The following is a 26,793-nucleotide window of genomic DNA, read 5'->3' on the forward strand; positions in this document are numbered from 1 at the left end:
GTTTCGTGACCGGCGTGGCTGAAGCCCAACGACCGCCGGAGCACCCCGGTGCTCCGCGGGCGGGACCGCTGGTCCGGCTCACGGGCCCCGCCATGCCGCAACCAACATCGGGAGTGCCACCATGCGCAAGGTCTTCGCCGGACTGGCGATAATCATGATGCTGGTCGTCGTTGTCCAGTTCTTCCTCGCCGCGAGCGGCGCGTTCGATACCGCGCCCAACGACGAGTCCTTCCAGGCGCATCGCGCTCTGGGGTACGGGATCGTCCTGTTCGCGGTTGTGCTGGCGGTTATCGCCGCGCTGGCCCGGGTGTCGGGCCGGCTCGTCGCGTTGCCGGGTCTGGTCGCCGTGCTGGCGGTCGTCCAGGCGGTGATCGGGGTGGTCGCCAACATGTCCGCCGGCGCGGGCGGCAGCGCGATGGTCGGCCAGTTGATCTTCGGGATGCACGCGGTCAACGGTCTGGCCATCATCGCGGTGGTCGGGCTTATCGTCCAGCAGGCGTGGGAGCTGTCGGGGCCCGCGGCATCGGCTCCCGGGGCCGGTGAGGCCGACGATTCCGGGGCTTCCGGGCCAGCCGCCGGTCCCACTCGGCCGGCATCGTGATTACGGGCAAGTTGCTCCTCCCGGTCGCTGCTGAGGCGGCTCTTCGCCCCCAGGAGGGTTCGTGGCGCGCTCCGACCGGTCGCCGATCCCGGCACCGGACTCCGGGCGGCTAGGGAGCCATGCCCGGCAGCAGCACGCCCGGGTTCAGCACCCCCGCGGGATCGACGCCCGTCTTGGCCGCGCTCAGGGCCGCGGCGAACGGGCCCGGGCGCTGCCGGTCGTACCAGGGCCGGTGATCGCGGCCGACGGCGTGGTGGTGGGTGACGGTACCGCCGCGGGTGTGCAGCGCCTCGGTCACCGCCGCCTTGATCTCGTCCCACTGCTGCAGGGTCGCGCCGCGCCGGCCGGCGGCGTAGATGCCGAAGTAGGGGGCGGGACCATCGGGGTAGAGGTGGGTGAAGCGGCAGGTGAGCATGCCGGTCGCGCCGGTCGAGGCCAGCGCGGCGCTGGCCGCCTCGGACACCGCGGCGCGTAGCTCGGGGTAGCGGTCCCAGGTACAGGCGGTCTCGAACGTCTCCACGATCATGGACCGGGCGGCCAGGGCATCGCGCTGGTAGGGCATCCGCAGGAAGGCCGCACGCCAGTTGTCCGCGGTGTTCTCGTTGGCGGTGGACTCCGCGTCCTCGGTGTAACGCGGCGGGGCGGGCAGGTCTCCGCCGTGGTCGCGGCAGAGTTCCACGGCGCGCCGCATCCACTCCCGCACGGGGTGGTCAGCGGACTCGAATCCGAGTACCAGTACCCCTCCGGAGGTGTGCACCCCGGTGTTGAGCAGCGCTTCCGCGGGGTCGAGCAGTCGGCAGTTCGTGGGGTGCAGCCCGCTCTGGGCGATGGCACGGGTGGCGGCCACCGCGGCGTCCTGCTCGGCGAAGTGCACCGACGCGCCGGCGCGCCAGGCGGGTCGGTCCTGGAGCCGCATCCACGCTTCGGTGATGATCCCGAGTGTGCCCTCCGAACCCAGGAACAGCCCGTCCGGCGAGGGGCCGGCGCCGGAGCCGGGCACGCGCAGCGACTGCGCGACACCGCCCGGTGTGACCACGCGCATCGACTCGACCATGTCGTCGATGTGGGTGTAGAGGGTCGCGTAGTGGCCGGCGGCGCGGGTGGCCAGCCAGCCACCGAGGCTGGAGAACTCGAAGGACTGCGGGAAGTGCCGCAGGCTCAGCCCGTGCGGGCGCAGCTGGTCCTCCAGTGCCGGGCCGAGGACACCCGCCTGGATGCGGGCCGCGCGGCTGGTCCGGTCGATCTCCAGAACCTGGCCCAGCTCGGCGAGGTCGAGACTGATCGCGCCCGTGTAGCCGTCACCAACGCGTGGTTCCGTGCCGCCGACGACCGAGGAGCCGCCGCCGTAGGGGATCACGGCGATGTTGGAGCGGGAGCACCAGTCGAGCACGTCGACGATGTCCTGCTCGGTTCGCGGCCGCACCACAAGGTCGGGTGCGGAACGGAGGTCTCCGGCGAGGTTGCGGACGACGTCGCGGAACGCCTTGCCATGGGTGTGGGCCGCGCGGTCGGTCGGCTCGTGCGAACACAGCGGCGCCAGGGCGCGCGGCGCCGCCACCCGTGGGGTGGGCAGGCCGAGGTCACTGACCGCGGGTGCCGTGGTGGGGGTCAGGTCGGCGTCGGGCAGCAGCTCCCGCACGCGCCGTAGCAGCGCGTCCAGCTCGGAGCCGCGTACCGCGTCCTCGGCGGTGCCCCAGCCCCACCAGGAGCGGGTTGTGGTGGCCATGTCGTCTCCCAGATGCGGCCGGACCGAGCTGCCGTCCCCGCAAGTTACCCGGTGGTACGTATCCGCGAGAACCCCTGTGGGGGAGGAGCGGCCCGCATTGCAGGTAGTTCAGTCGGATTCACTTTCGTCGACAGCGATGACGACCGTGCCGGCCACGGGATCAGGGTTCACCTCCACAAAGGTGAAGGTGTACCCGTAGGCCTCGAACTCGTCCCCCTCGCGCCCGGAGAGGACCTCGCCGTCCGGTTCGGTGTTTCCTTCAGCGTCGGGCGTCTGGGACTCCTGGTCCACCACGTACACCGTGGCGTCGCCATCCATGCTGACGATCGACGGGCGGATGTCCATGCCGTCAACCGTGGTCTGTGTTCCCGTCTGCATCGTGAGCTGATGATCGGGCTGGGCCGATCCCGGTCCGGGCGACGCGCCGTCCTCGGATCCTTCGTCGTCAGAGCAGCCCGACACCCCGAGTACAGCGCTCGACAGCCCCGCCAGCAGCACGGCCCGCCAACGGCATCCACGCATGCGTTCGCCTCCTCTTGCCAGCCACCAGCGGGGTTCGTGTGCACCATCGGGAAGAAGTCGTAGAACTCCTCGCTACTGAGGTCTACCGCGGACATGTCGTGGGGGTTTCTCAGACGCACATCCCCCGTCTCGTCATCGATCCGTTCGACGACGTACTGATGGTTTTCGACTGCCGACATGAGCGCCGGCACCGTGCCCTTCGGCGGCTTCAAGCAGTCCGGCCTCGGCCGCGAGCACGGCATCGAGGTGCTGGACGCGTACACCGAGACCAAGACCGTCCTGGTTCACCTCTGACACTGCCCGGCGCCAGCTAGATGTGATGGGGGTGCGTGGTGCGGCGCCCAACGGGGCGGCGACGGCCAGTGGATGGGCCGGCCCCTAGTGATCGCTACGGGTGCCCGGTGGTGGCGCGGCCAACGAAGGCAGCGGTGGGCCGGGGTGGCTGGGCGCGTGAACGCGTGGGTGCGCCCTACGCGGAGACCCGATCCCGTGACGGTGCCACACGTGCGCCTGGTATGTCCGGATTGTGGGCACCCTGGGCTATGCCAAACCCGCCGAGGCCCTCAACCGCTTCCTCGTTGCACCCACCACTTGAAACCACCGCCGCGCATCTCCAGCCGTACGCGTAACACCCCGATCATGGACTGATTACCCGGCCAAGGCTGCCTGGCGAGCCACCAGCCAGCGGCCGACCGGTGTCGGGCGGAACCCCCGCGCTCTCCCCGGGGGCCGTGGAGAGCGCGGGGGGCGAACCGCGGGGCTACCGGAAGCGGAACCCGGTGGTGAGGCCCACCTGGGAGGCCCACTCTCCGGCGGGGAGCTTGCTCTTGCCGGTGTGCTGCACCCGCCCGACTCGGAGCACACCGCCGTTGAGCCGGATCGAGAAGCCTTCGTCGTCGATGCCGAGAACCTGCCCGGGCATGCCGGGGCGCTGCTCTTCGGTGAGACGGCAGTCGAAGAACCGCAGTCTCTCCTCGTTGAAGAGCGTCCACGCGCCCGGCCGGGGGTCACAGCCCCGGATCAGGTCGTAGACCACCTGCGCGGGGCGGTGCCAGTGGATCTCGGCGTGCTGGTCGCGGCATCCGGGCTCGAATGTCGCGTCGGCGTGGCCCTGCTCGGTGCGCGGCGCCTCTCCCGCCGACACCAGGGACACCGCCTCGGACATGGCGTCCACCCCCATGGGGAAGAGGTGGTTGAAGTAGAGGCTGCCCACGGTGTCGTCGGGAGCGATCTCGCACCGTTTCTGCAGCAGGATCGGGCCGGTGTCGATTCCCTTGTCCGGCCAGAAGACGCTCAGGCCGGTCTCCTTATCCCCGTTGATGATGGCCCAGTTGATCGCCGACTTCCCGCGATGCAGCGGCAGCAGGCTGGGGTGGTACTGCGCCGTTCCGTGCGTGGGCTGCGTGAACACCTCGTCCGGTAGGAACTCGCTGACGAACGCCATGAGGCAGAAGTCGGCCTCGAACTCCTTCCACTTCACGAGGCCGCCGGGCTCTTTCAGGCTGGTGGTCGATACCCGCGGGATGCCGTTCGCCTCACTCGCGGACCAGAGCGGGTCGCTCCGGCCGTTACCGTCCGGCTCCGGGGCCGCGACCCCGGCAATGGTCACACCGTCGTCCTGCAGCCTATGGAGCACCGCCTCTCCGAAGGCCGCCTGCCCGATAATGGCAACACGCATATATCACTCCCGGCTGACATTTCCGTGAATTCCCCCCTCCTGAACCTTTCGGCAAGGTATCGGACGGGTCCGGAACCGCAACGACTGCCCGGGGGCAACGCGGTGCTCCGCTCGCTGGGCCCCGCTGGACAGCGGCAGCCGGCGGGTACCGGGTGCACTCGACCCGCGTGACCGCGGCGGCGGGATAACCGGAAGGGGCGGGGGAGAGGACGCTGGTCCGGTCGTCCCGCCAGTGGGGCCGCGGCCCCACTGGCGGGCAGATTCCCGGTTACCCGCGCCAGGGAGCGAGCCGAACGCCAGCGCGCCGTACCCGGCCCGACCCCGGCACGTGTGGCTCAGCCGGTGACCGGAGAGCGCCGGGTGGCCTCACCGACGAGGCCGTCAAGGCAAGCCGTGGCACCGTCCTCGCGGCTCTCGGTCTCCCGGCGGTGATCGGCTGGTCGCCGGTCATCGCGCCCGGCATCGTCCAGAAGCCCACGCCCGGCACCGCGGCGTCCGCCGCGGCCTGCGGTCACTGGGCATGGAACCCCGCGGCCCGGGGAGAGGCCGGCGACGCCGGCGATGTGGGTGGGATCGCCCGCGACCAGGGGAGGTGTCATGCCGCTGCGAGGTGGTTCCGGAACTCGTGGACAGACCGGGCGACGCGCTCGCGGAAGTCCGTGTCGAGTACCGTGCCGTCCTGCCCCACGGCGTCGCGCGCTACCGGCGCGCGCACGCACGCGGCGTCAATGATGTCCGGCCCCAGGTATTCGAGCACCGTCAACATCGCGGAATGCGCGTTCGTCCCCCGCCCCTCGGCAGCGACGTTGACCCAGGCGGCCGGCTTGCCATGAAGCGCGCCGCTGCCGACGACCCAGTCGAGCAGGTTCTTGAAGCTGCCAGGAAGCGTCCCCGCGTACTCGGGCGTGCTGAACACTACCGCGTCCGCGGCCGTGACCTGTTCCCGGAGTTCGGACACGGCCGGATGCAGCGGGTCGCGGTCCTCGTCAGGGTTGAACGCGGGCAGTCTGGCGAGACCGTCGTACAGGACGGTGGTGACGCCGCGTGGCACCACCTCTTGAATGGTCCGCATCGCCGCGGTGTTGGTCGACCGCGATCTCGTACTTCCGGAAACCAACGAAATCCGCATGGGCACGAACCACCTTGATCCCTCGACACCGTCGTTCACTATAGGGGGACCATTGCTTGCCAGATCCGCCCCCCGGCAAGCGGTGCGGTATCCCGCGAGAACCCGCGGAAACTCCGACGAGACGACGACGCGTAGGCCTTCCGTGCTGGCCAGGTCCACCGAGAGGCCCAAGCGCCGTAGTTCGGGGCCGAAGCCGCGGGTTCTCCACGCGCTCCAGGTGTGATGTCCCCGACGGCCGGGCGCCGCGCTCAGGGGCCGGCGCCGGGGGAGCGGCGCCCTGAGCCGTCCTCGGTACCGCCGCCGGATCCGTCCTCGGAGCCGGTGTCGGGGTCGACCACCCCCTCCTCGGCCAGGTTCTGCCACACCCGCGCGGCCAGCTCCTCGCGCTGCAGGCCCCGCTGGATGCGCAACTGCAGGCGCCGCTCGGCGCGCAGGGAGCGCACCATCGCCACGCACATCGCGATCATCACCACGCTGAACGGCAGAGCGATGATGACCGTGGCGTAGCGCAGCGCCGTCAGCCCGGCCTCGCCGCCCACCATCAGCAGCGCCGCTGCCACGGCGCCCTCCAGCAGCGACCAGAACACCCGGCTCCACACTGGCGGGTCGGACCGCCCTCCGGAGGCCAGCATGTCGGCGACCAGCGATCCGGAATCCGAGGAGGTAACGAAGAACAGTGCCACCAGCACCACCGCGGTCCCCACCGCAGCCGTTCCCCACGGCAGGCCCTCCAGGAGCGCATACAGCGAGCCGGCCTGGGAAACCGACCCGTCGGCACCGATCAGCCCGCCGCGGAACTCCGCGCCCTCGCGCTGCAACTGGTGCCACAGCGCGCTGCCCCCGAAGACCGTGAACCACAGCAGTGTCACCGCGCTGGGCACGAGCAGCACCCCGGCCATGAACTCCCGTACGCTGCGTCCCCGGGAGATGCGGGCGATGAACACGCCAACGAACGGCGCCCAGGAGATCCACCAGCCCCAGTAGAACACCGTCCACCAGCCCTGCCACTCCACTCCCTGATCGCCGGACAGGGCGGCGGTGTTCAGACTGAGCTGGATGAGGTTCTGGGCGTAGACCCCCACAAGCTGCACGCCTTCGCGGAGCAGGAACAGGCTCGGGCCAGTCACGGCGGCGAACACCAGCAGCGCCCCCGCCAACCCCAGGTTCAGCTTCGACAGCCAGCGGATGCCGCGGTGCACCCCTGTGACCACCGAGATCATGGCCAGTAGGGTGATCACCCCGATGAGCAGCACTTGCCCGGCCAATCCGGGATCGCTCACCAGGTCCAGGATCTCCACCCCGGCCGCGATCTGGGACACCCCCAGCCCCAGCGAGGTGGCCACCCCGAACACCGTGCCGATGACCGCGGTGACGTCGATGACGTCGCCCAGCACGCCGCGTACCCACCGCTCGCCCAGCAGGGGCTCCAGTACCCAGCGCAGCGACACCGGCCGTCTCCGGCGGTGCACCGTGTAGGCCACGGCCAGACCCACCACCGCATAGATCGCCCAGGCGTGCAGCCCCCAGTGCACCAGCGTCTGCACCAGCGCGCCCTCGGCGTCCGCGGCCGCACTCCCGCCCTGCACCATCTCCGAGGACCGGTTGGGGATACCCGCGAAGTGGTGCAGCGGCTCGGCCACCCCCCAGAACACCAGCCCGATGCCCATCCCGGCCGCGAACAGCATCGCGAACCACGACCCCAGGCCGAACTCGGGTTCCGCGTCGTCGGGTCCCAGTTTCACCTCGCCGCTGCGGCCCACGACCGCCCACAGCGCGAACACCACGAACCCCGACACCACGGCCACGTAGTACCAGCTCAGCGAGCCCACGATGAAGCCCTGGGCCGCGGTCATCCACGCGAAGGTCACCTCGGGCAGGGCCATGGCCAGGACCACGAAGGCCACAATGAAGCCCGCGGCTGGATAGAACACCCCCGGCTGCACCGCGCGGCCGCCCCGATGCTGCCCAGGCTGAGCCATGACCCACCACGCTCCCGCATGCCAGCCCCAGGCCGGCGCCGTGTCTTGGCTCGCATCCAAACACCCGCCGCAGGCCGGTGTCGAGCGCCCCGGGCCGGTGTGCTGTACCAGCCCCGCCCGGCTCGGATAGTCTCACCACGTGCGGCTGTGGCTGACCCGCGCCCTGACCCGGATACGGCAGCGTGTCACCTGGGCGCTGCCCGTGGAGCTGCTGCTGTTCGTCTTCGCCAGCAGCTGGCTGTTGATGTCCTGGGCCGAGCCGCCGGGCGCGGCCGTTGTGCGCGCCGACGCCTACTGGTGGTGGTTCGCCGGCACCGTTACCCCGGCCGCCGCCGGACCGGGCGATCACTACCCCACCACCACCGCCGGACAGTTCATCGGCCTTTATGTCATCGTCGGCGGCATCGTCACCATCACAATGCTCTTCGCGCGACTGGCGCGAGCCATTGACAAGGCCAAAGGAATGCGCATGCACGGTCGCGCCGAACTGCACACCACCGGACACACCGCCATCCTCGGCTACACCCCCGGCCGCACCGAGCACATCATCGCCGAGCTGACCGCTGAAGGGCCCCGTCAGATCGCCCTGTGCGCCTGGGAGGAGCAGGCCGAGCAGCACCCGCTGGGCCACCGCGACGACACCCAGTTCGTGCGCGGCAACCTCACCGACGAGGACGTGCTGGCCCGTGCCGCGCTGGCCCGCGCTGCCGTGGTGGTGGTCGATCCCCGCGACGACGACGAGGCGCTCAAGGTCACTGTTGCCGCCGCCTACCTCGCCCCCGAGGCCCACACCGTGGTCGCCCTGCACGACATGGCCCACGAGCGCACCGTGGCGCGCGTGGCCCCCGGTGCCCGCTGCGTGGAGTGGAACTCCTGGCGGCTCCTCGCCGCCGAGGCCCGCGACCCCGGACTGTCGGGTGTCCTGTCAGCGCTGCTGGGCCCCGGGCAGCGCGGCACCTACTCGATCCGGGTGCCCGCCTCGCTGGCCGGCCGCAGCTACGGCCACTTCCAGATGGCGCTGGGCCGGTGGAACGCCGCCACCGTGCTGGGCCTGGACACCGGGACAGGGCTGGACCTCAGTCCATCGTGGACCACCGAGGTCCCCGAGGACGCCACCCTGTACTACGTGGCGCGGCGCCGGCTCAGCAACGCCGACCTGGAGCGCCACGTCGAGCGCGCCGACCGCGCCCTGGCCTTCGACGACCGCGAACTGCTGCGCACCCAATGGCGCGAGTAGTACCAGATAGCTACTGCGGAGCTCGGGGAACTCTTGAAGGATCCCTCTAACGGTAAAGGCGTACCGTATACAGTGTTCATCGAGTGCTGATAAATCGTGAGTTTCACGAAGTATCCGTTCATGGGGTGGTACCCCCGCCCACCCGACCAGAGGGAGCTGTCCGTCCGCATGCCCGAGTTCATGACCCGGCCGGAGCTGCGTGGCAGCTTCGGGATGGTGTCCTCGACGCACTGGCTGGCCAGCGGTGTGGGGATGTCGATCCTGGAGCGCGGAGGAAACGCCTTTGACGCGGCCGCCGCCACGGGGTTCACCCTGCAGGTCGTCGAACCGCACCTGAACGGCCCCGGCGGCGAGGTGCCCATCATCTTCCAGGCCGCGGGCGGAGCTCCCACGGTGCTGTGCGGACAGGGGACGATGCCCGCTGCGGCCACAGCCGGCGCGTTCGCCGGCATGGACCGCATACCCGGCAGCGGAGTTCTTCCGGCCTGCGTTCCCGGCGCGTTCGACGCGTGGCTGCTGCTGGCGCGCGACCACGGAACGATGCCCCTACGCGACCTCCTCTCGCCCGCGATCGGCTACGCGCGGCGCGGGTATCCGCTGATGCCGCAGGTCGTGGACAAGATCACGCAGGTGCGGCGGGTCTTCGAGACGCTGTGGCCCACGTCGGCCGCTCTCTGGCTGTCGGGCCGCTCGGTTCCCGACGCTGACTCCTTCCACCGCAATCCGGCGCTGGCCAGCACCTTCCAACGCCTCGTCGAGGACGCCGAACGCAGCAGCGGCACCCGCGAGAACCAGATCGACGAGGCCCGCCGCATCTGGCGCGAGGGCTTCGTCGCCGAGGCGATTCTCGGCTTCGTCTCCGACCCCATCCCCGACGGCTCCGGGGAGTACCACCGGGCACTGCTCGACGGTGATGACCTGGCGGATTGGCGCGCCAGCTACGAGGACCCGGTGAGTCTGGACTACGCGGGCCGGACAGTGCACAAGACGGGCCCGTGGGGGCAGGGCCCGGTGTTCCTGCAGCAGCTCCGCCTGGCCGACGCCCTCGGCACCGGTGAGGCGGACGTCCTGTCCGCGGACTTCATTCACCTGGTCACCGAGGCGGCCAAACTCTCCTTCGCCGACCGCGAGGCCTTCTACGCCGACCCCGGATTCGTCGACGTCCCGCTGCCCACCCTGCTTTCCCGCGACTACGCCAAGGAGCGGGCCCCACTCGTGGGCGCCGACGCCTCCCTCGAACTCCGCCCCGGCTCGCCCGACGATCACACCCCCTTCCTTCCCGAACTGCGGCCGACCGGCACGACGGAGGCCGCGGACCTGGCGGGAGGCGAACCGACCGTGAACCGGGCGGGCGAGCAGCGCGGCGACACCTGCCACCTGGACGTCGTCGACGCGGACGGCAACACGGTCTCCGCGACCCCGAGCGGGGGCTGGCTGGCCAGCTCGCCGGTTATCCCCGAACTGGGCTTCCCTCTGGGCACACGAGGGCAAATGTTCTGGCTCGATCCGCGATCCGCGAGTGCGGTCGGCCCGGGCAGGCGTCCCCGCACCACATTGACGCCAACGCTGGTCACGCGCGACAGCGAGCCGGTGGCGGCCCTGGGCACCCCCGGCGGCGACCAGCAGGACCAGTGGTCGCTGACCTACTTCCTGCGTCTGGTGCACGGCGGGATGAACCTGCAGGAGGCGATCGACGCTCCGATGTTCCACAGCAACGCCGTGCCGAGCTCGTTCTACCCGCGCGAGATGTCGCCGGGGGAGCTGACCGTGGAGTCGCGGGTCGGCGAGGACGTCCGCACCGAGCTGCGCCGCCGCGGGCACCGCGTGGTCGTGTCCGAGCCCTGGTCCCTGGGCCGGCTGTCCGCGGTGTCGCGCGACCCGGAGACCGGCGTACTGCGGGCCGCCGCCAACCCCCGCGGCGCACAGGGCTACGCGGCCGGTCGCTGATACGCGGGCCCGCGGCCGAGGAGGACGTTCCAGCCCATCATGCCCTGACCCGGGGCGGGGTTCGGCGCGATCGTGCGTTCGGGCGGGCAGTGGGCTCACCTCGGCCCCTCGACCGCTTGGACGTGGCGACGTGCTGTGTCGTGTCGGGCAGGCGGGTTCCGTTGCGTTCCCCGCTGCTGCTTGCGTCGCGGCCGGTTCTGGAGGTTGGGTGTCGGCTATGCCCCCAGCCTTGAGTCGCCGGAATGCCTTCGCCGTCGCGGGCGGCGCGGCAGCGAGCATGCTCGTTCCCGCGAAAGCGCAGGCGGAGGAGACCTTCCCGGTCCTGCGCCCCGGCCGCCCCGGTGAGGCGGGCCTGGACCACGCCGCCCTCGACGACCTCGACGAGGTGATCGAGTCCCGGATGGGGCCGGACCCGGACGCGGCGTTCCCCGGTGCCGTGCTGCTTGTCGCCAGGCACGGCATCATCGCCAAACACACGGCCTACGGCCACGCACAGACCTACCGTGCCGACGTGCCACTGGGCCAGCCCCGTCCGATGCGGCCGGGAACCCTCTTCGACGTGGCGTCCTGCACGAAGATCATCGCCACGACGGCGTCGGTGATGGCGCTGGTGGACGACGGCACCGTGTCGCTGGACGTGCCCGCGGCACGCTGGATTCCGGAAGTGCCCGACGCCGTCACCGTGCGGAGGCTCCTCACCCACACCGCGGGCCTGTGGGAATGGCAGCCGACCTACCTGTGGGCGGCCACTGGCTCCGACGCCGTTTCCTACGTGACCGGGCTCCCGCTGCGCTACGGCGTCGGCGACGGCAGGCATTACTCGGACCTCGGTTTCATGCTCCTCGGGGAGATCGTGCGGCGGGCGAGCGGCCGGTCCCTGCCCGACCACGCTCATCGCGAAGTGCACCGTCCCCTCGGGATGGAGAGCACAAAGTTCCGGCCGCGGCGGCGCGGAGGGGTCGCGGCGACATCGCTCGGCAACCAGACCGAGCGGCAGATGATCGAAACGGGGGACCCGTACCCGATCCTCGGTGATCGCGGCGTCGAGGACTTCGACGGCTGGCGGGAGCACACCCTTGTGGGCGAGGTGAACGACGGGAACTCCGCCTACGCCTTCAACGGGGAGGCGGGCCACGCGGGGCTGTTCGCCACCGCGCACGATATCGCCGTGTTCGCGCAGACCATCGCCAATGGCGGGGGGTACGGGCACCAGCGGGTCTTCGCCGGGTCCACGGTCGACGAGTTCACCAGCGACGCGTTCCATTCCGGGCAGGGACTCGGATTCTGGACCCACCGCTTCGACGACGTTCCCGGACTCGGTGGCGGCGGTGTCGGGCACAGCGGCTTCACCGGCGCGGAGTTCGCCGTCGACCGAGGCGACGGGCTGGTCGTCGTGCTGCTCACCAACCGGCTGCACCCGCAACTGCCCGCGGCATCGGTGGAACCGACCTGGCGCACGGTGCGGGAAGGTGTCGGGAAGGCCCTCTCGCGGGCGAAGTGAGGGGGACCCCGCCTTCCTGCTGACCAGAGCCGACGCGTCCGCGAGCGAATCCTCTCCGGAGACACCCGCCTCGATGGTCCACGCTCGCACGCCTCGGACGAGGCCATCGCACAAAACACCGGACGGCAAGGGCCCGGTCCCCTGACGGCTAGTGTGCCGCCTTGCGAAATCGCAGGTTGGGTACTACCCGGGACTCCGCTCACCCCGCTAACGCCCGCCGACCCGGACAAGGGCGGCCGGTGATCCGTGTTCGCGGCGGAGGCGCGTTTTGTTCGGGAATGCCTATTAGGTTAGGCTAGCCTAGCTCTGGCTGTCAGGTGGTTGGGGAACCACCAAAGCCCCCCGGCTTCGAGAGGTTCTGCCACATGCGCCGATGGCTCGTCATGTTTCTTGCGGTGCTGCTCCCTGCCACGGCCTGCGCCAGCGAAGGCGGCGTGGACCAGGGGGAGACACGTACCGTCCAGCACGCCCTGGGGGAAACGGAGATCCCCGTTGACCCCGAGCGCGTGGTAACGCTGTGGGCGTCGACGCTCTCCGCGACGATCGCGCTGGATGAGGAGCCCGTGGGATACGCGTTCAACGACGAGCCCACCGAGGGCATCGACGTTCCCGAAGGCTACGACGTCGGGCAGCTGGATTACCTGGGCGACTCGCAGGAGCTGGACCTGGAGCGGATCGCGGGAGCCAACCCCGATCTCATCCTGGCCACCGACCTCCACGAGGACGCGTACGACCAGTTGTCCGAGATCGCCCCGACCGTGGCGTTGGAGTGGTCGGGCAGTGGCGCGTGGAAGGAGCACCTCACCGACGTGGCCGAGGTGCTGAACGCCGAGGACAAGGCCGACGAGGTCGTCGACGACTACAACGAGCGGGTCGCGGAGGTCGCCGACGCGATCGGTGATCCGGGCGGCATCGAGGTCTCGGTCGTGCGTTTCCACGCTGAGGAGCTGCGCCTTGAGGTGCGCAACTCGTTCACGGGCCGGATCGTCGACGACGTCGGACTGGCTCGCCCCGAGGTCCAGGACGTCGAGGAGGAGGGGTCCGGATACCTCCCGATCAGCCTGGAACGTCTTCCGGACGCCGACGGCGACGCGATGTTCGCGTTCACCATCGCCGACAGCGACACGGAGCAACCCGATCTCCTCAAGCAGGCGCGGGGGAACCCGCTCTGGGAGGACCTTGATGTCGTCAGCGACGATGAGGTCTATCCGGTCGACTACACGACGTGGATCTCCACCAACTACATCGGCGCCCATGCCGTCCTCGACGACCTTGAGGAGGCGCTGGGGTGACACGTGCGCCGGCCGGGGCGGTCCCCCGCGCCCGGGTGCGCGGGGGACCGCCCCCCGGTCGACGGCGAGCGGCCGGCCTGGCCGGCGCCGGATGTGCGCTGGTACTGGTCTGCTTCGCCAGCCTCTGGGTCGGTTCGGTCCCGATCGCGCCCGGCACGGCGTTCGACGCGGTTTTCGCGTTCGACGGTTCCGAGGAGCACGTCATCGTGCGCGACATGCGGCTGCCGAGGACGGTCGTCGGCCTCGGTGTGGGTGCGGCGCTGGGCGTCGCGGGTGGCCTCATGCAGGCGATCGCTCGCAATCCGCTCGCGGAGCCCGGAATCCTCGGCATCAACGCGGGGGCGGCCTTCGGCATCGTCAGCGCCGTCTATCTGCTGGGGGTGGTCGGGCCGGCCGGGTACGTGTGGTTCGCGTTCGCCGGGGCGGCCGCCGCGGTGGTCGTCGTCTACCTGCTGGGTACCGCGGGCCGCTCCGCGTCGTCGCCGGTCAAGTTGGCGCTCGCGGGCGTGGTGGTCACCATGCTGCTCGACGCGTGGACCACGCTCGTGCTGGTGTTCAACCAGCGCACGCTGGACGAGGTGCGCTTCTGGCTCGCCGGCTCGCTGGCGGGGCGTGACGGTGTGGTGCTCACGCACGTCGCGCCCCTGTTACTGGCCGGCCTCGTCGCCGCCCTGCTTGTGGCGCGCCAGCTCAACGCGTTGAGTCTCGGTGAGCAGGTGGCCTCGGCGCTGGGACAGCGCACGGCGCGGGTGCGGACCATGGGCGGCGTCGTTGTCGTGGTTCTCGCCGGCGCCGCTGTGGCCGCGGCCGGGCCGATCGGTTTCGTGGGGCTCGCTGTGCCGCACATCGCACGCGCGGTAACCGGCCCGGACTACCGCTGGATCCTCGCCTACGGCCTGCTGCTCGGACCGCTCCTGTTGCTCGGCGCCGACATCGTCGGCCGCGTCGTCGCCCGGCCGTCCGAGATCCAGGTCGGCATCGTCACCGCGCTCGCCGGAGCGCCCTTCCTCATCTACCTTGTCCGCCGCAGGAGACTGGCGAGCGTATGAGGAGTGACATCGCGGGCGGCGGACCACGTGCCGGACGGCGTCCCCGCTGGATCCTGGTGCGGTCGGCCCGGCTCCCGGTGAGCACGCGTGTACGGGTGCGAACACTGGTGTTGGCGCTCGTGGCGTGCGGGGCGGCGCTCGCCATGATGATGTGGTCGTTGACCCTGGGATCACAGGAGCTCGGTCCGGCCGAGGTTGTCCGGGCCCTGGTGGGAGCGCCTGCCGAACCCGGGCACACCTTCATCGTGCACTCGGTGCGCCTCCCGCGCACGCTCACCGCGGCACTCGTCGGCGCCGTGCTCGCGGTCTCCGGGGCGGTCCTCCAGGCACTGGTGCGCAACCCGCTGGCGTCTCCGGACGTCATCGGCGTGAACAGTGGAGCCGGGCTGGTCGTCGTCTTCACCATCGTCACGGCGCTGCCCGCTGCGCTGATTCCCGTGGGCGCGTTCGCCGGGGCGACGGCCACCGCGTTCATCGTCTATGCGCTGACCTGGCGATCCGGAGTGTCAGGCACGCGTCTCGTGCTCGTGGGGATCGGGGTCAACGCGGCCGCGAGCGCGCTCACGACGTTGCTCATCGTGCGTTACCCGGTTGACCGCGTCTCGCTGGCTGTGTGGTGGCAGGCTGGCACCCTGAGTGGTGCGGAGTGGGCCGATGTGACTGTGCTCCTGGTCGGCGTGGCGGTGCTGCTTCCGGTTGTCCTGTGGTTCGTGCGGCATGCGGCGGTCCTGCAGTTCGGTGACGACGCGGCGCGAGCGCTGGGGGTGCGCGCGGAACTGGCGCGCACCGCTTTGCTGGTCGCCGCCGCCGGATTCGCGGCCCTGGCCGTCGCCGCGGCCGGGCCGATCGGCTTCGTCGCCCTGATCAGCCCGCACATCGCGCGGATGCTCGCTGGTCCGGTCACTGGCGGCGTCCTACTGTTCGCCGCCGGCATCGGGGCGTGCATGCTGTCGGCGGCGGATCTGGTCGCGCGGCACGCGTTCCCCGTTGCGCTTCCCGTGGGGGTGCTCACGGCCGCGGTCGGGGCGCCCTATTTCCTGTTCCTGCTGGCCCGCACGGACCGTGGACGATGAACGTGGACCCCTCATGAACTCGACCAGCCGGCTCAACACCGAGTCACTCGACCTCGCCTACACGGGGACGGACCTCATCGTCTCTGATCTGTCCCTGCGGGTCGCCGACGGGCAGATCACCGCTCTGTGCGGTCCGAACGCGTGCGGGAAATCCACGCTGCTGCGCGCGCTCGCCCGATTGCTCAAACCGCGTCGCGGGGCGGTTCGTCTCGACGGACAGGAGATCGCGGCGCTGCCGACCAAGGAGGTCGCGACCAAGCTGGGACTCCTGCCGCAGTCGCCGTCGGAGCCGGAAGGGATCACGGTCGAGGACCTTGTGGCCCGGGGACGCTTTCCGCATCAGCGGCTCTTCCGGCAGTGGGGTGACGAGGACGAGAACGCGCTCGAGTCCGCGCTGGCCATGACCCACACGGAAGTTCTGCGAAACCGTCCCGTGGACGAGCTCTCCGGAGGGCAGCGCCAGCGAGCATGGATCGCCATGGCCCTCGCTCAGGAGACCGACATCCTGTTGCTCGACGAACCGACGACCTATCTTGATCTCGCGCATCGTGTGGATGTGCTCGAACTGCTCGCCGAGCTGAACGAGTCCCGTTCCCGGACCATCGTCATGGTTCTGCATGAGCTCAACGAAGCGTGCCGCTACGCCCATCGCATAGTCGCGATGCGCGAGGGCCGTATCCAGGCCGAAGGGCCCCCGTCCGAAGTAGTGACCGCCGAGCTCGTCCGGACGGTCTTCGACCTGGACACGGTGGTCATCCCCGACCCGGTCACCTCGACTCCCCTCGTCATCCCGGAGGGCGGGCAGTTCCGCAGGGGCCCCCGGGCCTAGTGGACGAGTAGCTCCCCGGTGGTTTGCGGCCCCTGCCTTCGTGGTGCGACTGGTGCGGGCCGGTCGTAGGGCCCAAAGGGGGTGCGCACGAAGCGCATCCAGTGGGCCTCGGAGGTGGAACCCGGCAGGGCCCGGGCGGCGGCCAGGCACACCAAATGGGTTCACCCCCTCTCGTGTTGGGAAGTCCGCGCGGCGACGCCCGGGAAGGGCCTGCCCGATCCCGGCTTCGTCGATCACGTGTACGCCGTGCTAGCGTCAGTGGCGCCGTGGTGAACGGGAAACCGGTGCGAAACCGGTGCGGCCCTCGCCACTGTGATCGGGAGTGCTGTGTCCTTCGTTTGAGAACGGGCCACTGGGGCGAAAGCCCCGGGAAGGCGAGGCACAGCGCGTTTCACCCGTCAGCCAGGAGACCGGCCACGGCACTGTGTGACCCGATTCCACGAGGGCCTGGAAGGGCGGTCTGAGCCATGGCTGTCGCATCATCATGTTCCCAGTTCTGTGCCGCGATTGCGCTGGCGTGCGTCTGCGCGCTCGCCGGGTGCGGCCCTCCCGCCCCCGAGCAATCGGCGGGAGAGGACGCCATCACGCGGACCAACTGCGGCACCGAGGTCGCCGTGGACTCGCCGCCCGAGCGGGTCTACGCCGCCTATCAGCCCGCCATCGAGATCGCCCACGCCCTCGGCATCAGTGACCGGTTGGTCGGCACGGCGTTCCTGGACGCCGAGGTGCTGCCCGAGTACGCGGACGCGCAGGCCGAGACGGACTATGTCCCCAGCCTCCCGAGCAGGGAAGGGTTGCTGCAGACCGAACCCGACTTCGTGCTCTCCGGCTTCAACGGGTTCTTCGCCGAGGACAGCGCGGACCGCTCGGTCGGCACGCGCGCGAGTCTGCGCGACCTCGGCGTGCAGAGTTGGATCCTGAGCCCGCTGTGCCCGAGCGAGGACGGCCTCACCGACCGGGCGATCGACCCGGCATCGGTCAAGGTGGACAGTGTTTACCAGGACCTGCGCGACCTCGGCGCGCTGTTCGGCGCCGAGGACGACGCGGAGCGGGTGATCCGCGACATGCGGGAGCGGATCGCCGCGGTGGAAGACAAGGTGGACGGGGCCGAACGGCCATCCGTGGCGATCGTGTCCCCCGGTGATGACGGCGGCTACCGGGTAGCGGGAGGAGTCGACTTCGGCACCAGGATCATCGAGCACGCGGGCGGCACCAACGCCTTCGCCGACCTGACCGAGGAGCGCAACCTCGATATCGGTGTCGAGGAACTGATCGAACGGGACCCGGACGTGATCCTCACGAGCTCCTGCTGCGACGCCGGCATGACTGAGGAAGATGCCAGGAGCGACGTCAGGGAAATCGAGTCGGATCCGGCTTTGGCCGGCGTCACGGCCGTCGCCGAAGGTGACGTCCACCCCTTCCTGTTCGCCAATCGCTCAGCCGGCGTCCGGGCGGCACACAGCATCGAGCTGGTGGCCTCCCGGATCCACCCGGATCTGGTCGAGCGCTAGACGTGGCGGGCATCGGTGTCCCTTCGGAGTCCGGGCACGCGCCGAGCCGGGGCCCGCGCGCCGGGACCAGCGCTGGCCTGCTCGCCAGCAAACTCGGCAAGACGTCGGGGCTGGTCGTCGCGAGTGCTCTGCTGGCCGCCGCGTGCGCTCTGTCGATACTCATCGGCAACCATGTCCTGTCAGCCGCCGATGCGGTTTCGTCCCTGACCACGGCCGCGGGCGGCGAAACCGACCGGATCGTGCGGCACGTGCGCGTGCCGAGAACCGTCACCGGGCTGCTCGCCGGGATCGGACTCGGCATCGCGGGTGCGGTCATGCAGGGGCTGACCCGCAATCCGCTGGCGGGGCCGGGAATCCTCGGCATCAATGCCGGGGCGGCGCTCGCGGTGGTGTTGGCCATGGCCGTGCTCGACCTGACCGCCGTGCGCGGCCACCTGTGGTTCGCGTTCGCCGGAGCCGGGCTGTCGGCGGTATTCGTCTACACCCTGGGGTCGCGCGGCGCGGGCGGCGCGACGCCCGTGAAGCTCGCGTTGGCCGGAGCGGCGTTCACCGCCATGGTCGGTTCCCTGACCACCGCCGTCACCCTCCTCGACGCCTCCACACTCAACGACTTCCGGTTCTGGGCTGTCGGCTCGCTTACCCGAGCGAACGCCGGTGACCTGTTCGCCGTCGCTCCCGTCATGGTGGCGGGCGTCTGCCTTGCAGCGGGGGTCAGCCGCAACCTCAACATGATCGCCCTCGGCGAGGACATGGCCCGCAGTCTCGGCGCACGGCTGATCACCACCCGGGTATGGGCCGCGGTCTCGGTTGTCCTGCTGGCCGGAGCCGCGACGGCGATCGGGGGACCGATCGGGTTTGTGGGCCTCGTCGTACCGCACATCGCGCGAGCGCTGACCGGGCCGGACTACCGGTGGATCATGCCGTGGTGCGTGCTGCTGGCGCCGACCGTGCTGCTGCTGGCCGACGTGCTCGGCAGAACGCTGATCCAGCCCGAACAGCTCCAGGTGGGTATCGTCATGGGGCTCGTCGGCGCTCCCTTCTTCCTCTACCTGGTCCGAAACCGGAAAGTGGCGCGGCTGTGATCCCCGGCAGCGGGGACGTGCTGCTCCTCCGTACTCCGGGGGCCGCGGTCGTGTTCCGGCTGGACCTCCGGTCGACCGCCCTGTCGGTGCTCGCCTGGCTGCTCGCCGGCGGGGCGGCCGCACTGTCACTGACCCTGGGCCAGTTCGACATCGGATTCCCCAACGTCCTACGGGTGCTGACCGGGGGCGGCACGCTCATCGAGTACGACGTGGTCGTAGGGAACCGGCTGCCCCGCGTGCTCACCGGGCTCGGGGTCGGTGCGGCCTTCGCGCTCTCGGGGGCGATCCTGCAACGGATCGCGACCAACCCCCTCGTCAGCCCGGACGTCATCGGCGTGAACTCCGGAGCCGCGTTCGGCGCCCTGACGGTACTGACCGTATTCGGCGGCACGGGACCGCACACCGTCGCCGGCGCGCTCGCGGGGGGACTGCTGACCGCGGCGGCGATCTTCGGCCTGTCGGCCAAGCGCGGGTTGAGCGGTTACCGGCTCGTGTTGGTCGGTATCGGAATCGCGGCCATGCTGACCTCGGCTATCTCCTTCCTGCTGACCCGGGCGGACTACCACCGCGTAATGGCCGCGGCCGCATGGCTGACCGGCAGCCTCGCGAACCGCAGCGGCCTCCATGTCGCGGTCATCGGCACCACCCTCGCGGTGGCCGTGCCCGCCCTGGTCGTGCTGGCACGCCAGGTGCGGGTGCTGGAGCTCGGTGATGATCTGGCCAGGGTGCTGTCCGGGCACGCGGGCAGCAGCAGGCTCGCCCTGGTAACAGTCGCGGTGGTGCTCGCCGCGATGGCGACGGCGGCGGCCGGCCCCATCGGGTTCGTCGCGCTCGTGGCGCCCCAGATCGTCCGCAGGCTACTCCCCGGCCGCGGGGCCGTTCTCGCGCCCGCCGCGGCGCTTGGTGCCCTGCTCGTGGTCGCCTCCGACCTCGCCGCCCGGCTGTTGTTCGCCCCGGCGGAACTGCCCGTCGGGGTGCTGACCGGCGTTCTTGGAGCGCCGGTCCTGCTGTACCTCCTCGCCCGCGCCAACCGGATCGGACACACAGGATGACGCGTTCTCCAACCGCGACCACGCTGGCCGCCACCGACCTCAGCCTCGGCTACCGAGCGGAGACCATCGTCGACCAGGTCTCGGTGACGCTGCCGACCGAGCGGGTCACAGTGATCGTCGGGCCGAACGGCTGCGGGAAGTCGACCCTGCTGCGGGGGCTCGCCCGGCTGCTCACGCCGCGCAGCGGTGCCGTGCTACTTGCGGGGGAGGACATCTCCCGACTGCCGGCCAGAAGCGTGGCGCGGCAGTTGGGGCTGCTCCCGCAGCAACCCGTCGCCCCGGACGGCATCACAGCGGCTGACCTCATCGCACGGGGACGCCACCCGCATCAACGATGGTACCGCCAGTTCAGCGACACCGATGCCGAAGCGGTCTCCTCGGCGATGGCCGCAACCGGGGTGACCGAGCTCGCCGACCGACCGCTCGACGAGCTCTCCGGAGGCCAACGACAGCGGGTATGGATCGCACTGACGCTCGCGCAGAACCCCGACGTGCTGCTCCTCGACGAGCCGACGACCTACTTGGACCTGGCGCACCAGGTAGACGCGCTTGAGCTGCTCACCGACGTGAACACCCAATCCGGTCGTACGATCGTGCTCGTGCTGCACGACCTGAACCTCGCCAGCCGCTACGCCGACCATCTCATCGTCATGCGGGACGGCGGGATCGCCGCGCAAGGACCACCTTCGGAAGTCGTCACTGCCGAGACCATAGAGGACGTGTTCTCCTTACCGTGCGTGGTGATCAGTGACCCGCTCACCGGGACGCCGCTCGTGCTTCCCCGGCCCCGCCGGTAACGTCCCCGGCGCGGCGGCGCGGACCCGCATGGCGCGCAGCGCACCTGCGGGCCCGACGCGCCGTACCAACCGCCAGAGGTCACACGACCGGCTCAGGAAGCGCCGGGCTTGCGTCCGATACCGCAGCGGGTGAGGGTCTCGCGTGCCTGGCCGACCTCGATTTCGTCGGGGTGCCACTGGGGGCAGGGCACCAGCCCCGGTTCGACCATCTCCAACCCGGTGAAGAAGGTCGCGATGTCCTCGGGGCTGCGCACGCGATAGGGGAGTGGCGCCGCCTGGTTGTAGTCGTCCATGGCCGCGTTGCACTCCGGATCCGTGTTGGACCCCTCGCAGATCGCGAGGTAGCTCCCGGGGGGCAGGCCGTCCACCAGACGGGCGACGATCCCGTACACGTGCTCATCGGGAATGTGCCCGAGGATGCCCATCAGGCTCAACGCGATGGGGCGGGTGAAGTCCAGGCGCTCGCGGGCATGGGCGAGAACCGTGTCGGGCTCGCGCAGGTCGGCGTGGACGTAGTCGGTGGAGCCTTCCGGGGTGCTGGTCAACAATGCGGTGGCATGCGCGAGCACCAGCGGGTCGTAGTCGACGTAGACGACGCTCGCGTCCGGGGCGACGGCCTGGGCGACCTCGTGGGTGCTGTTGTGGGTGGGCATGCCGGTGCCGACATCGAGGAACTGCCGGACGCCGGCCTCACCGGCGAGATAGCGGATGGCGCGCCTCAAGAACGCCCGGTCCTGGCGGGCGACCTCGATGATGACGGGGTACTGCTCGGCGATCCGGGCACCGACCTCGCGGTCGACGGCGTAGTTGTCCTTTCCGCCCAGCCAGTAGTTCCACACGCGCGCGGAGTGCACGACGGTGGTGTCGATCGCCGGGGGAGAGGCGGGGGGTTCGTTCACGGGAGTCCTCACATCTGTGGCTTCTAACTACGCGTACATGCCATGGTGCCGTGGTGCCGACTCGTTGCGCCCCGCCGGACTCGCCGGAATTGTGGCCGATTCCGGCTTTCGGTGTCGGTTGCCGGCGAACGGCACTATGGCGTCCGCGGCCGTAGCCGGATCAGAGGCTGTTTACGCGGGGTGAGTACGCCGTGTGGAGCACCAGCGACGCCGCACCGATCGCCCCCACGTCTTCGCCGGTCAGGGACACATCGACCTGGGTCTTGCGCATACTGCGGGCGATCGTGCGTTCCGCGACCGCCGTGTTGAGTGCCTCGCTGTACAACGTCCCGACATGGGAGATGCCCCATCCGCCGAGGACGATCATCGGGACGTCGGCGATGTTGAGGAGCGTGATTCCGGCCTGCCCGAGCCGCCGGCCGGCCTCCTTGATGGTCTGCACCGCTACGGGGTCCCCAGCGCGGGCCTCCCGGCACACCCGGCGGTACGCGGTGACCGCTCCCGCGCGGCCGCGTTCGAGGCCGGCGACCTTCTCACCGCGGCGGCGCGCGGCGTCCGCCGCGACCGCGTGGGGGGCGAGGTAGGTCTCCAAACACCCGCGGTTGCCGCAGGGGCAGTCCGGCCCCTGCGGGTCGACCGTGACATGGCCGATCTCTGCCGCGTTCCACGAGGAACCGCGATAGACCTGCCCGTCGAGCACAAGACCGCCACCGATCCCGGTACCGATATAGATGAAGGCCATGTCGGCGGAGCGCTTCTCGCCGCCGGCCCAGCGCTCGCCGATGGTGGCGGCGGTGGCGTCATTGTCGATGACGACCTCGAAGCCGGTCTCCTCCTCCAGCGACTCGCGCACCGGTACGGCATGCCAGCCGGGCAGGTTCGGAGGGGTGATGACCACGCCGCCGCTGGCGTCGATCGGCCCGGGGGTCGCCACGCCGATGCCGAGGATCCGGCTGGGCGGAACCTCGGACTGCTCCACGATGGTGCGCACCGCGCGGACGAGGGTGTCGAGCACGCGCCTCGGTCCCTGGGTGGAGGGGGTGCGCCGCCGCATCCGGGTGATGACCCGACCGGACAGGTCGGTGACGACGAGCGTGGTCGTCGCGGGGTCGAGGTGCATGCCGACCGCGTAGTACGCGGTCGCGTTGAGGCGCAGCATCGTCGCCGGTTTGCCGCCGCGTGACGAGGCGCGGCCGACTTCCAGAACCAGTTCGTCCCGGAGGAGCCTCCGGACGATGTTGGACACCGTCTGCGGTGTCAGCCCGGTCTGCTCGGCCAGCTCGACGCGGCTGACGTTGTCGGACCGGCGGATCACTTCGAGCACCCTGCTCTGGTTGAGGCCGCCCAGCCACAACAGGTTGGTGCCCGTTGCCATACGTCGATCCCTTCTTGCTCCGGCTGACGACCCCATCCTGTCATGACCGTAACGGCGCGGATGCGGTCGGACTTCAACCATTGTCTTTATCCAAGATTTTTAGTAAGCATGTGACACCGTTCACTCGGTTCCGCGCTGAGTCGACGACACCACCAGCAGGATCATGACAAGGGGCCCCTGATGAGACGAACGAGCCGGCACACCGCACGCGTAGGCGCCGCCGCCATAGCCGTGGCGCTCGTGGCCGCGAGCTGCTCCGGAGGGAGCGACCGGGACGGGAACACCGTCCGGATCGCCTACCAGAAGTACGGCACCTTCATCGCGATGGACGCGCTGATGAAGAAGGTCAAGAAGGACTTCGAGGCGGACAACCCCGACGTCACGGTCGAGCTGAACGCGATCGAGGCGGCCCCCGAGGACTACCGGACCCAGGTCAACCTGATGAACAAGTCGGCCGACGAGGCACCGGACATCATTTACGAGGACACGTTCACCATCAACCAGGACGCCGACGCCGGCTACCTCGCACCGCTGGACGAGCACTTCGACGGCTGGGAGGACGCCGACCAGTTCAGCGACCAGGAGGCGGAGGCGGTTACCAGCCTCGACGGCACGCGTTACGGGGTGATGCTCGGGACCGACGTCCGCGGGCTGTGGTACAACACCGAACTGTTCGACGAGGCCGGCATCGACACCCCGTGGGAGCCGGGTGACTGGGACGAGGTGCTCGACACCGCCGAGCGGATCGACTCCGAACTCGGGGACGACGTGACCCCGATGAACGTCTACTCCGGCACTCCCGTCGGGGAGGCGGCCTCCATTGAGGGGTTCCAGATGCTTCTCAGCGGAACGGAGGACACCCTCTTCGAGAGCGACTCAGAGGAGTGGGTGACCAGCAGCACCGGCTTCACCGACTCCCTGGAGTTCATCGAGACCGTGTACGGCGAGGGACTTGCCCTCGACCCGCAGGACGCGCTCGACGCCAACCTCGGAACGATGAACAACGAGGAGCGTATCCCCGCCGGGGAGCTCGCCATCAGCCTGGACGGGTCCTGGGCCACCCAGAGCTGGATCGAGGACGCCAACAAGCCGTGGCCCGAGTGGGAGGAGACCATGGAGTTCGCCCCCATGCCGACCCAGAACGGCCAGGGCCCGGGGACGACGAGTATGTCCGGCGGTTGGGCGCTGTCCATGGGAGCCAACGCTCCGGACCCCGACCTCGCGTGGGAGGTCATGTCGACCGCGCTCAACCAGGAGAACGCCGTCAAGTTCGCCCTGGAGGGCGGCCAGATCCCGGTCCGGTCCGACGTCGCGGAGGACCCCGGGTTCCAGGACGAGGCGCCGATGGCGGAAGAGTTCAGCGAACTCGTGGACGTCACCGGATTCCGGCCCGCCTACACCGAGTACCCCCAGGTTTCCCTCGCCATCCAGGACGCCACGGAGAGCGTCATGCTCGGCGAGGCCACCCCTGAGGAGGCGGCGGAGGTCTACGCCGAAGAGGTCGAGGGAATCGCCGGCCCCGACAACGTGACCACGGGTTCGTAACCAATGGCGACGATGTCAGCCACTCCCGAGACGGAGGCTGGGTCTGGCGGCCCTACGGGCCGCCAGACCCAGCGGGCCAGGAGAGGCGGACTCGGCCCGGCCCGGTGGATCATCCCGCTGGCTCCCGCCCTGTTCCTGCTGCTCACCTTCTTCGCCGGCCCCATCCTGTGGACCGTGTGGGCGTCGTTCACCAACGCCGCCCTCACCGGCGCGCAGGCCGCGCAGACCGAGTTCGTCGGTACCGCCAACTTCGAGAGGATGTTCGGCGACCCGCAGTTCCGGACCGCCACCCTGCTCACGGTCCTGTTCCTGATGGGCTGCGTCGCCGGCCAGACGGTGTTCGGTCTTTCCCTGGCGCTCCTGCTGCAGAACCGGCACGCGGCCGTGCGTGCTGTGGTCGGGGTGATCGTGGTCGGCGCCTGGGTGGTGCCCGAGGTCGTGGCCGGGTTCATCTGGTACGCCTTCCTGGAGCGCGAGGGCAGCCTCAACTCCATCATCGGCCTGTTCGGGGGAGAGCCGCAGAACTGGCTGTTCACCGCACCGCTGGTCGCGGTGATCCTGGCCAACATCTGGAAGGGCACCGCCTTCTCGATGATGACCTACGCCGCGGGCCTCTCCGAAGTACCCAGCGACCTGAAGGAGGCGGCCCGCGTGGACGGCGCCTCCGCGTTCCAGGTCCTCTGGCACGTCGTGCTCCCGCTCCTGCGGCGCACGCTGGCGACGACCCTGCTCCTCGTCACCCTGCAGACCGTGCAGGTCTTCACGCTGATCTACGTGATGACGAGCGGTGGTCCGGGCTCGCGGAGCACCACACTCCCGCTGCTCATGTACCAGGAGGCCCTGGCTCTGGGCGATCTCGGCTACGGGACCGCGATCGCGCTGGGGCTTCTTGTCGTCGCCGGCCTGTTCTCGCTCGTGTACGTGCGTCTGCTCAGGACGGAGGAGACCCGATGAGCGCCACCGGAACCGAGAGCCGGCCCACCGCGCCGGCCCGCACGCGCACCCGCGCCGCCATCACCGCTCCGACCCGGGCGGCCAGCACACTGCTGATCTACGCGGTGCTGGGCGTGCTGACCCTCATGTTCCTGCTGCCCCTGCTGTGGATGTTCTTCGCGTCGGTGGACCCGGAACCGTCATTGCGCGCCCAACCGCCCGGATCGTTCACCCTGGACCACTTCGCGGCGGTCCTGACACCGGAAGTCGTCTACCTGCCCATCTGGAACAGCATTCTCACCTGCGGCGGTGCCGCACTCCTGACCGTTCTGTGCTCGATGCTGGCGGCGTATCCCCTGTCCCGGTACACGCTGCGGTTCAAGAAGCCGTTCATGTACACGGTGCTGTTCGCCACCGGGCTGCCGATCACCGCGATCATGGTCCCCGTCTACGGGATGTTCGTCCAGGCCAACCTGCTCAACTCGTTGGCGGCGACGACGCTGTTCCTCGCCGCCAGCACGCTCCCCTTCGGGATCTGGCTGATGAAGAACTTCATCGACGGGATCCCGGTGGCCCTGGAGGAGGCCGCCTGGGTGGACGGTGCCTCGGCCTGGCAGTCGCTGCGGCTCCTCGTCGCCCCGCTGCTCGCCCCCGGCATCGCCGTCGTGGGGATCTTCACGCTCGTCATGACGTGGGGCAACTTCTTCGTCCCGTTTATTCTGCTGACGAGCCCGGACAAGATGCCGGCGGCCGTGCGCATCTTCACGTTCTTCGGCCAGTACGGTGACGTCCGGTACGGCGAACTCGCGGCGTACTCGCTGCTCTACACCCTTCCCGTGATCGCGCTGTACATCGCGGTGACACGTGCCCTGGGCGGCAGGTTCGCCCTCGGCGGGGCGATGAAGGGGTAGCTGATCGGTTCACGAGCACCAGTCCAGCCAGTAGCCCGACCACCACCAGTGACCACCGGAGATTCCGGGCCGCCGCCCGGTCCCGCGCGGCGGCCAGGCGCCCTTGGCGCCTCGCACAGGCGCGT

At 70.0% G+C, this 26,793-nt stretch carries 23 protein-coding genes and 1 riboswitch; of the genes, 16 read left to right on the forward strand and 7 right to left on the reverse strand.

Translation table 11 applies throughout. The features are described from left to right. Nucleotides 1-121: 121 nt before the first annotated feature. The gene (locus tag F4561_RS09710) at nt 122-601 is read left to right on the forward strand and encodes a DUF6220 domain-containing protein (RefSeq protein WP_184576940.1); all 480 of its coding nucleotides are present in this window, start codon (nt 122-124) and stop codon (nt 599-601) included. Nucleotides 602-710: 109 nt separating this feature from the next. Here the strand turns inward: F4561_RS09710 and F4561_RS09715 are convergent, their stop codons facing one another. Both F4561_RS09715 and F4561_RS09720 read right to left on the reverse strand, forming a co-directional pair. Continuing rightward, nucleotides 711-2,327, reverse strand: a complete 1,617-nt coding sequence (locus F4561_RS09715; RefSeq protein WP_184576943.1) for an FAD-binding oxidoreductase — start codon at nt 2,325-2,327, stop codon at nt 711-713. A 108-nt stretch (nt 2,328-2,435) separates the two neighbouring features. Then, nucleotides 2,436-2,849: a hypothetical protein gene (locus F4561_RS09720; protein ID WP_184576945.1), complete on the reverse strand. Its 414-nt coding sequence runs from the start codon at nt 2,847-2,849 to the stop codon at nt 2,436-2,438. A 177-nt stretch (nt 2,850-3,026) separates the two neighbouring features. Between F4561_RS09720 and F4561_RS09725 the strand changes: the two genes are divergently transcribed. Beyond that, a complete protein-coding gene (locus F4561_RS09725; RefSeq protein WP_184576948.1) occupies nt 3,027-3,143 on the forward strand; it encodes an aldehyde dehydrogenase family protein in 117 nt (38 codons plus the stop codon). Nucleotides 3,144-3,609: 466 nt separating this feature from the next. On the opposite strand, the gene F4561_RS09730 is transcribed toward F4561_RS09725, so the two are convergent. From F4561_RS09730 to F4561_RS09740, 3 genes are all read right to left on the reverse strand, one after another. After that, nucleotides 3,610-4,527 carry a methionyl-tRNA formyltransferase gene (locus F4561_RS09730; RefSeq protein WP_184576951.1) on the reverse strand — a complete coding sequence of 306 codons (918 nt, stop codon included), beginning with the start codon at nt 4,525-4,527 and terminating at the stop codon, nt 3,610-3,612. Between the two features lie 595 nt (nt 4,528-5,122). Next, nucleotides 5,123-5,656 carry an NADPH-dependent FMN reductase gene (locus tag F4561_RS09735; RefSeq protein ID WP_184576956.1) on the reverse strand — a complete coding sequence of 178 codons (534 nt, stop codon included), beginning with the start codon at nt 5,654-5,656 and terminating at the stop codon, nt 5,123-5,125. A gap of 248 nt (nt 5,657-5,904) precedes the next feature. After that, entirely contained in the window at nt 5,905-7,635 is a 1,731-nt protein-coding gene (locus tag F4561_RS09740) for a BCCT family transporter (RefSeq protein WP_184576959.1), read from the reverse strand. Nucleotides 7,636-7,774: 139 nt separating this feature from the next. Between F4561_RS09740 and F4561_RS09745 the strand changes: the two genes are divergently transcribed. The 11 genes from F4561_RS09745 (at nt 7,775) to F4561_RS09795 (ending at nt 21,005) form a co-directional block, all read left to right on the forward strand. After that, on the forward strand, nt 7,775-8,872 hold the full coding sequence (locus F4561_RS09745) for an NAD-binding protein (protein ID WP_184576962.1): 1,098 nt from the start codon (nt 7,775-7,777) through the stop codon (nt 8,870-8,872). Nucleotides 8,873-9,040: 168 nt separating this feature from the next. Further along, nucleotides 9,041-10,819 carry a gamma-glutamyltransferase family protein gene (locus tag F4561_RS09750; RefSeq protein ID WP_184583428.1) on the forward strand — a complete coding sequence of 593 codons (1,779 nt, stop codon included), beginning with the start codon at nt 9,041-9,043 and terminating at the stop codon, nt 10,817-10,819. A 229-nt stretch (nt 10,820-11,048) separates the two neighbouring features. Further along, entirely contained in the window at nt 11,049-12,320 is a 1,272-nt protein-coding gene (locus tag F4561_RS09755; RefSeq protein WP_184576965.1) for a serine hydrolase, read from the forward strand. Nucleotides 12,321-12,685: 365 nt separating this feature from the next. Beyond that, the gene (locus F4561_RS09760; protein ID WP_184576968.1) at nt 12,686-13,612 is read left to right on the forward strand and encodes an ABC transporter substrate-binding protein; all 927 of its coding nucleotides are present in this window, start codon (nt 12,686-12,688) and stop codon (nt 13,610-13,612) included. Next, nucleotides 13,609-14,661 (forward strand): FecCD family ABC transporter permease, encoded by a 1,053-nt coding sequence (locus tag F4561_RS09765; RefSeq protein ID WP_184576971.1) that lies wholly within the window; start codon nt 13,609-13,611, stop codon nt 14,659-14,661. The genes F4561_RS09760 and F4561_RS09765 overlap by 4 nt, the downstream gene beginning before the upstream one ends. Next, a complete protein-coding gene (locus F4561_RS09770) occupies nt 14,658-15,734 on the forward strand; it encodes a FecCD family ABC transporter permease (RefSeq protein ID WP_184576974.1) in 1,077 nt (358 codons plus the stop codon). The genes F4561_RS09765 and F4561_RS09770 overlap by 4 nt, the downstream gene beginning before the upstream one ends. A 13-nt stretch (nt 15,735-15,747) precedes the next feature. Then, a complete protein-coding gene (locus F4561_RS09775) occupies nt 15,748-16,563 on the forward strand; it encodes an ABC transporter ATP-binding protein (RefSeq protein WP_184576977.1) in 816 nt (271 codons plus the stop codon). Between the two features lie 250 nt (nt 16,564-16,813). Then, nucleotides 16,814-16,996: riboswitch (cobalamin riboswitch) on the forward strand. 34 nt (nt 16,997-17,030) lie between these two features. Then, entirely contained in the window at nt 17,031-18,074 is a 1,044-nt protein-coding gene (locus F4561_RS09780) for an ABC transporter substrate-binding protein (RefSeq protein WP_184576980.1), read from the forward strand. Nucleotides 18,075-18,076: 2 nt separating this feature from the next. Further along, nucleotides 18,077-19,156, forward strand: coding sequence for a FecCD family ABC transporter permease (locus F4561_RS09785; RefSeq protein ID WP_312885205.1), 1,080 nt, complete (start codon nt 18,077-18,079; stop codon nt 19,154-19,156). Continuing rightward, a complete protein-coding gene (locus F4561_RS09790; protein WP_312885206.1) occupies nt 19,153-20,208 on the forward strand; it encodes a FecCD family ABC transporter permease in 1,056 nt (351 codons plus the stop codon). Before F4561_RS09785 ends, F4561_RS09790 begins: the two co-directional genes overlap by 4 nt. Next, nucleotides 20,205-21,005, forward strand: a complete 801-nt coding sequence (locus F4561_RS09795) for an ABC transporter ATP-binding protein (RefSeq protein WP_184576983.1) — start codon at nt 20,205-20,207, stop codon at nt 21,003-21,005. Before F4561_RS09790 ends, F4561_RS09795 begins: the two co-directional genes overlap by 4 nt. A 92-nt stretch (nt 21,006-21,097) precedes the next feature. Here the strand turns inward: F4561_RS09795 and F4561_RS09800 are convergent, their stop codons facing one another. Both F4561_RS09800 and F4561_RS09805 read right to left on the reverse strand, forming a co-directional pair. Further along, nucleotides 21,098-21,904 carry an SAM-dependent methyltransferase gene (locus tag F4561_RS09800; RefSeq protein WP_312885207.1) on the reverse strand — a complete coding sequence of 269 codons (807 nt, stop codon included), beginning with the start codon at nt 21,902-21,904 and terminating at the stop codon, nt 21,098-21,100. Nucleotides 21,905-22,064: 160 nt separating this feature from the next. Continuing rightward, on the reverse strand, nt 22,065-23,279 hold the full coding sequence (locus F4561_RS09805) for an ROK family transcriptional regulator (RefSeq protein ID WP_184576989.1): 1,215 nt from the start codon (nt 23,277-23,279) through the stop codon (nt 22,065-22,067). A gap of 180 nt (nt 23,280-23,459) precedes the next feature. Here F4561_RS09805 and F4561_RS09810 point away from each other — a divergent pair, with 180 nt between their 5' ends. The 3 genes from F4561_RS09810 to F4561_RS09820 are packed head-to-tail and all read left to right on the forward strand — an operon-like array spanning nt 23,460 to nt 26,668. Further along, nucleotides 23,460-24,824 carry an extracellular solute-binding protein gene (locus F4561_RS09810; RefSeq protein WP_184576992.1) on the forward strand — a complete coding sequence of 455 codons (1,365 nt, stop codon included), beginning with the start codon at nt 23,460-23,462 and terminating at the stop codon, nt 24,822-24,824. A gap of 12 nt (nt 24,825-24,836) precedes the next feature. Then, nucleotides 24,837-25,778, forward strand: coding sequence for a carbohydrate ABC transporter permease (locus F4561_RS09815; protein ID WP_184576995.1), 942 nt, complete (start codon nt 24,837-24,839; stop codon nt 25,776-25,778). Beyond that, the gene (locus tag F4561_RS09820; protein WP_184576998.1) at nt 25,775-26,668 is read left to right on the forward strand and encodes a carbohydrate ABC transporter permease; all 894 of its coding nucleotides are present in this window, start codon (nt 25,775-25,777) and stop codon (nt 26,666-26,668) included. Before F4561_RS09815 ends, F4561_RS09820 begins: the two co-directional genes overlap by 4 nt. Nucleotides 26,669-26,793: the final 125 nt, after the last annotated feature.

The sequence above is a fragment of the Lipingzhangella halophila genome (genome assembly GCF_014203805.1).
Classification (GTDB): Bacteria; Actinomycetota; Actinomycetes; order Streptosporangiales; family Streptosporangiaceae; genus Lipingzhangella; species Lipingzhangella halophila.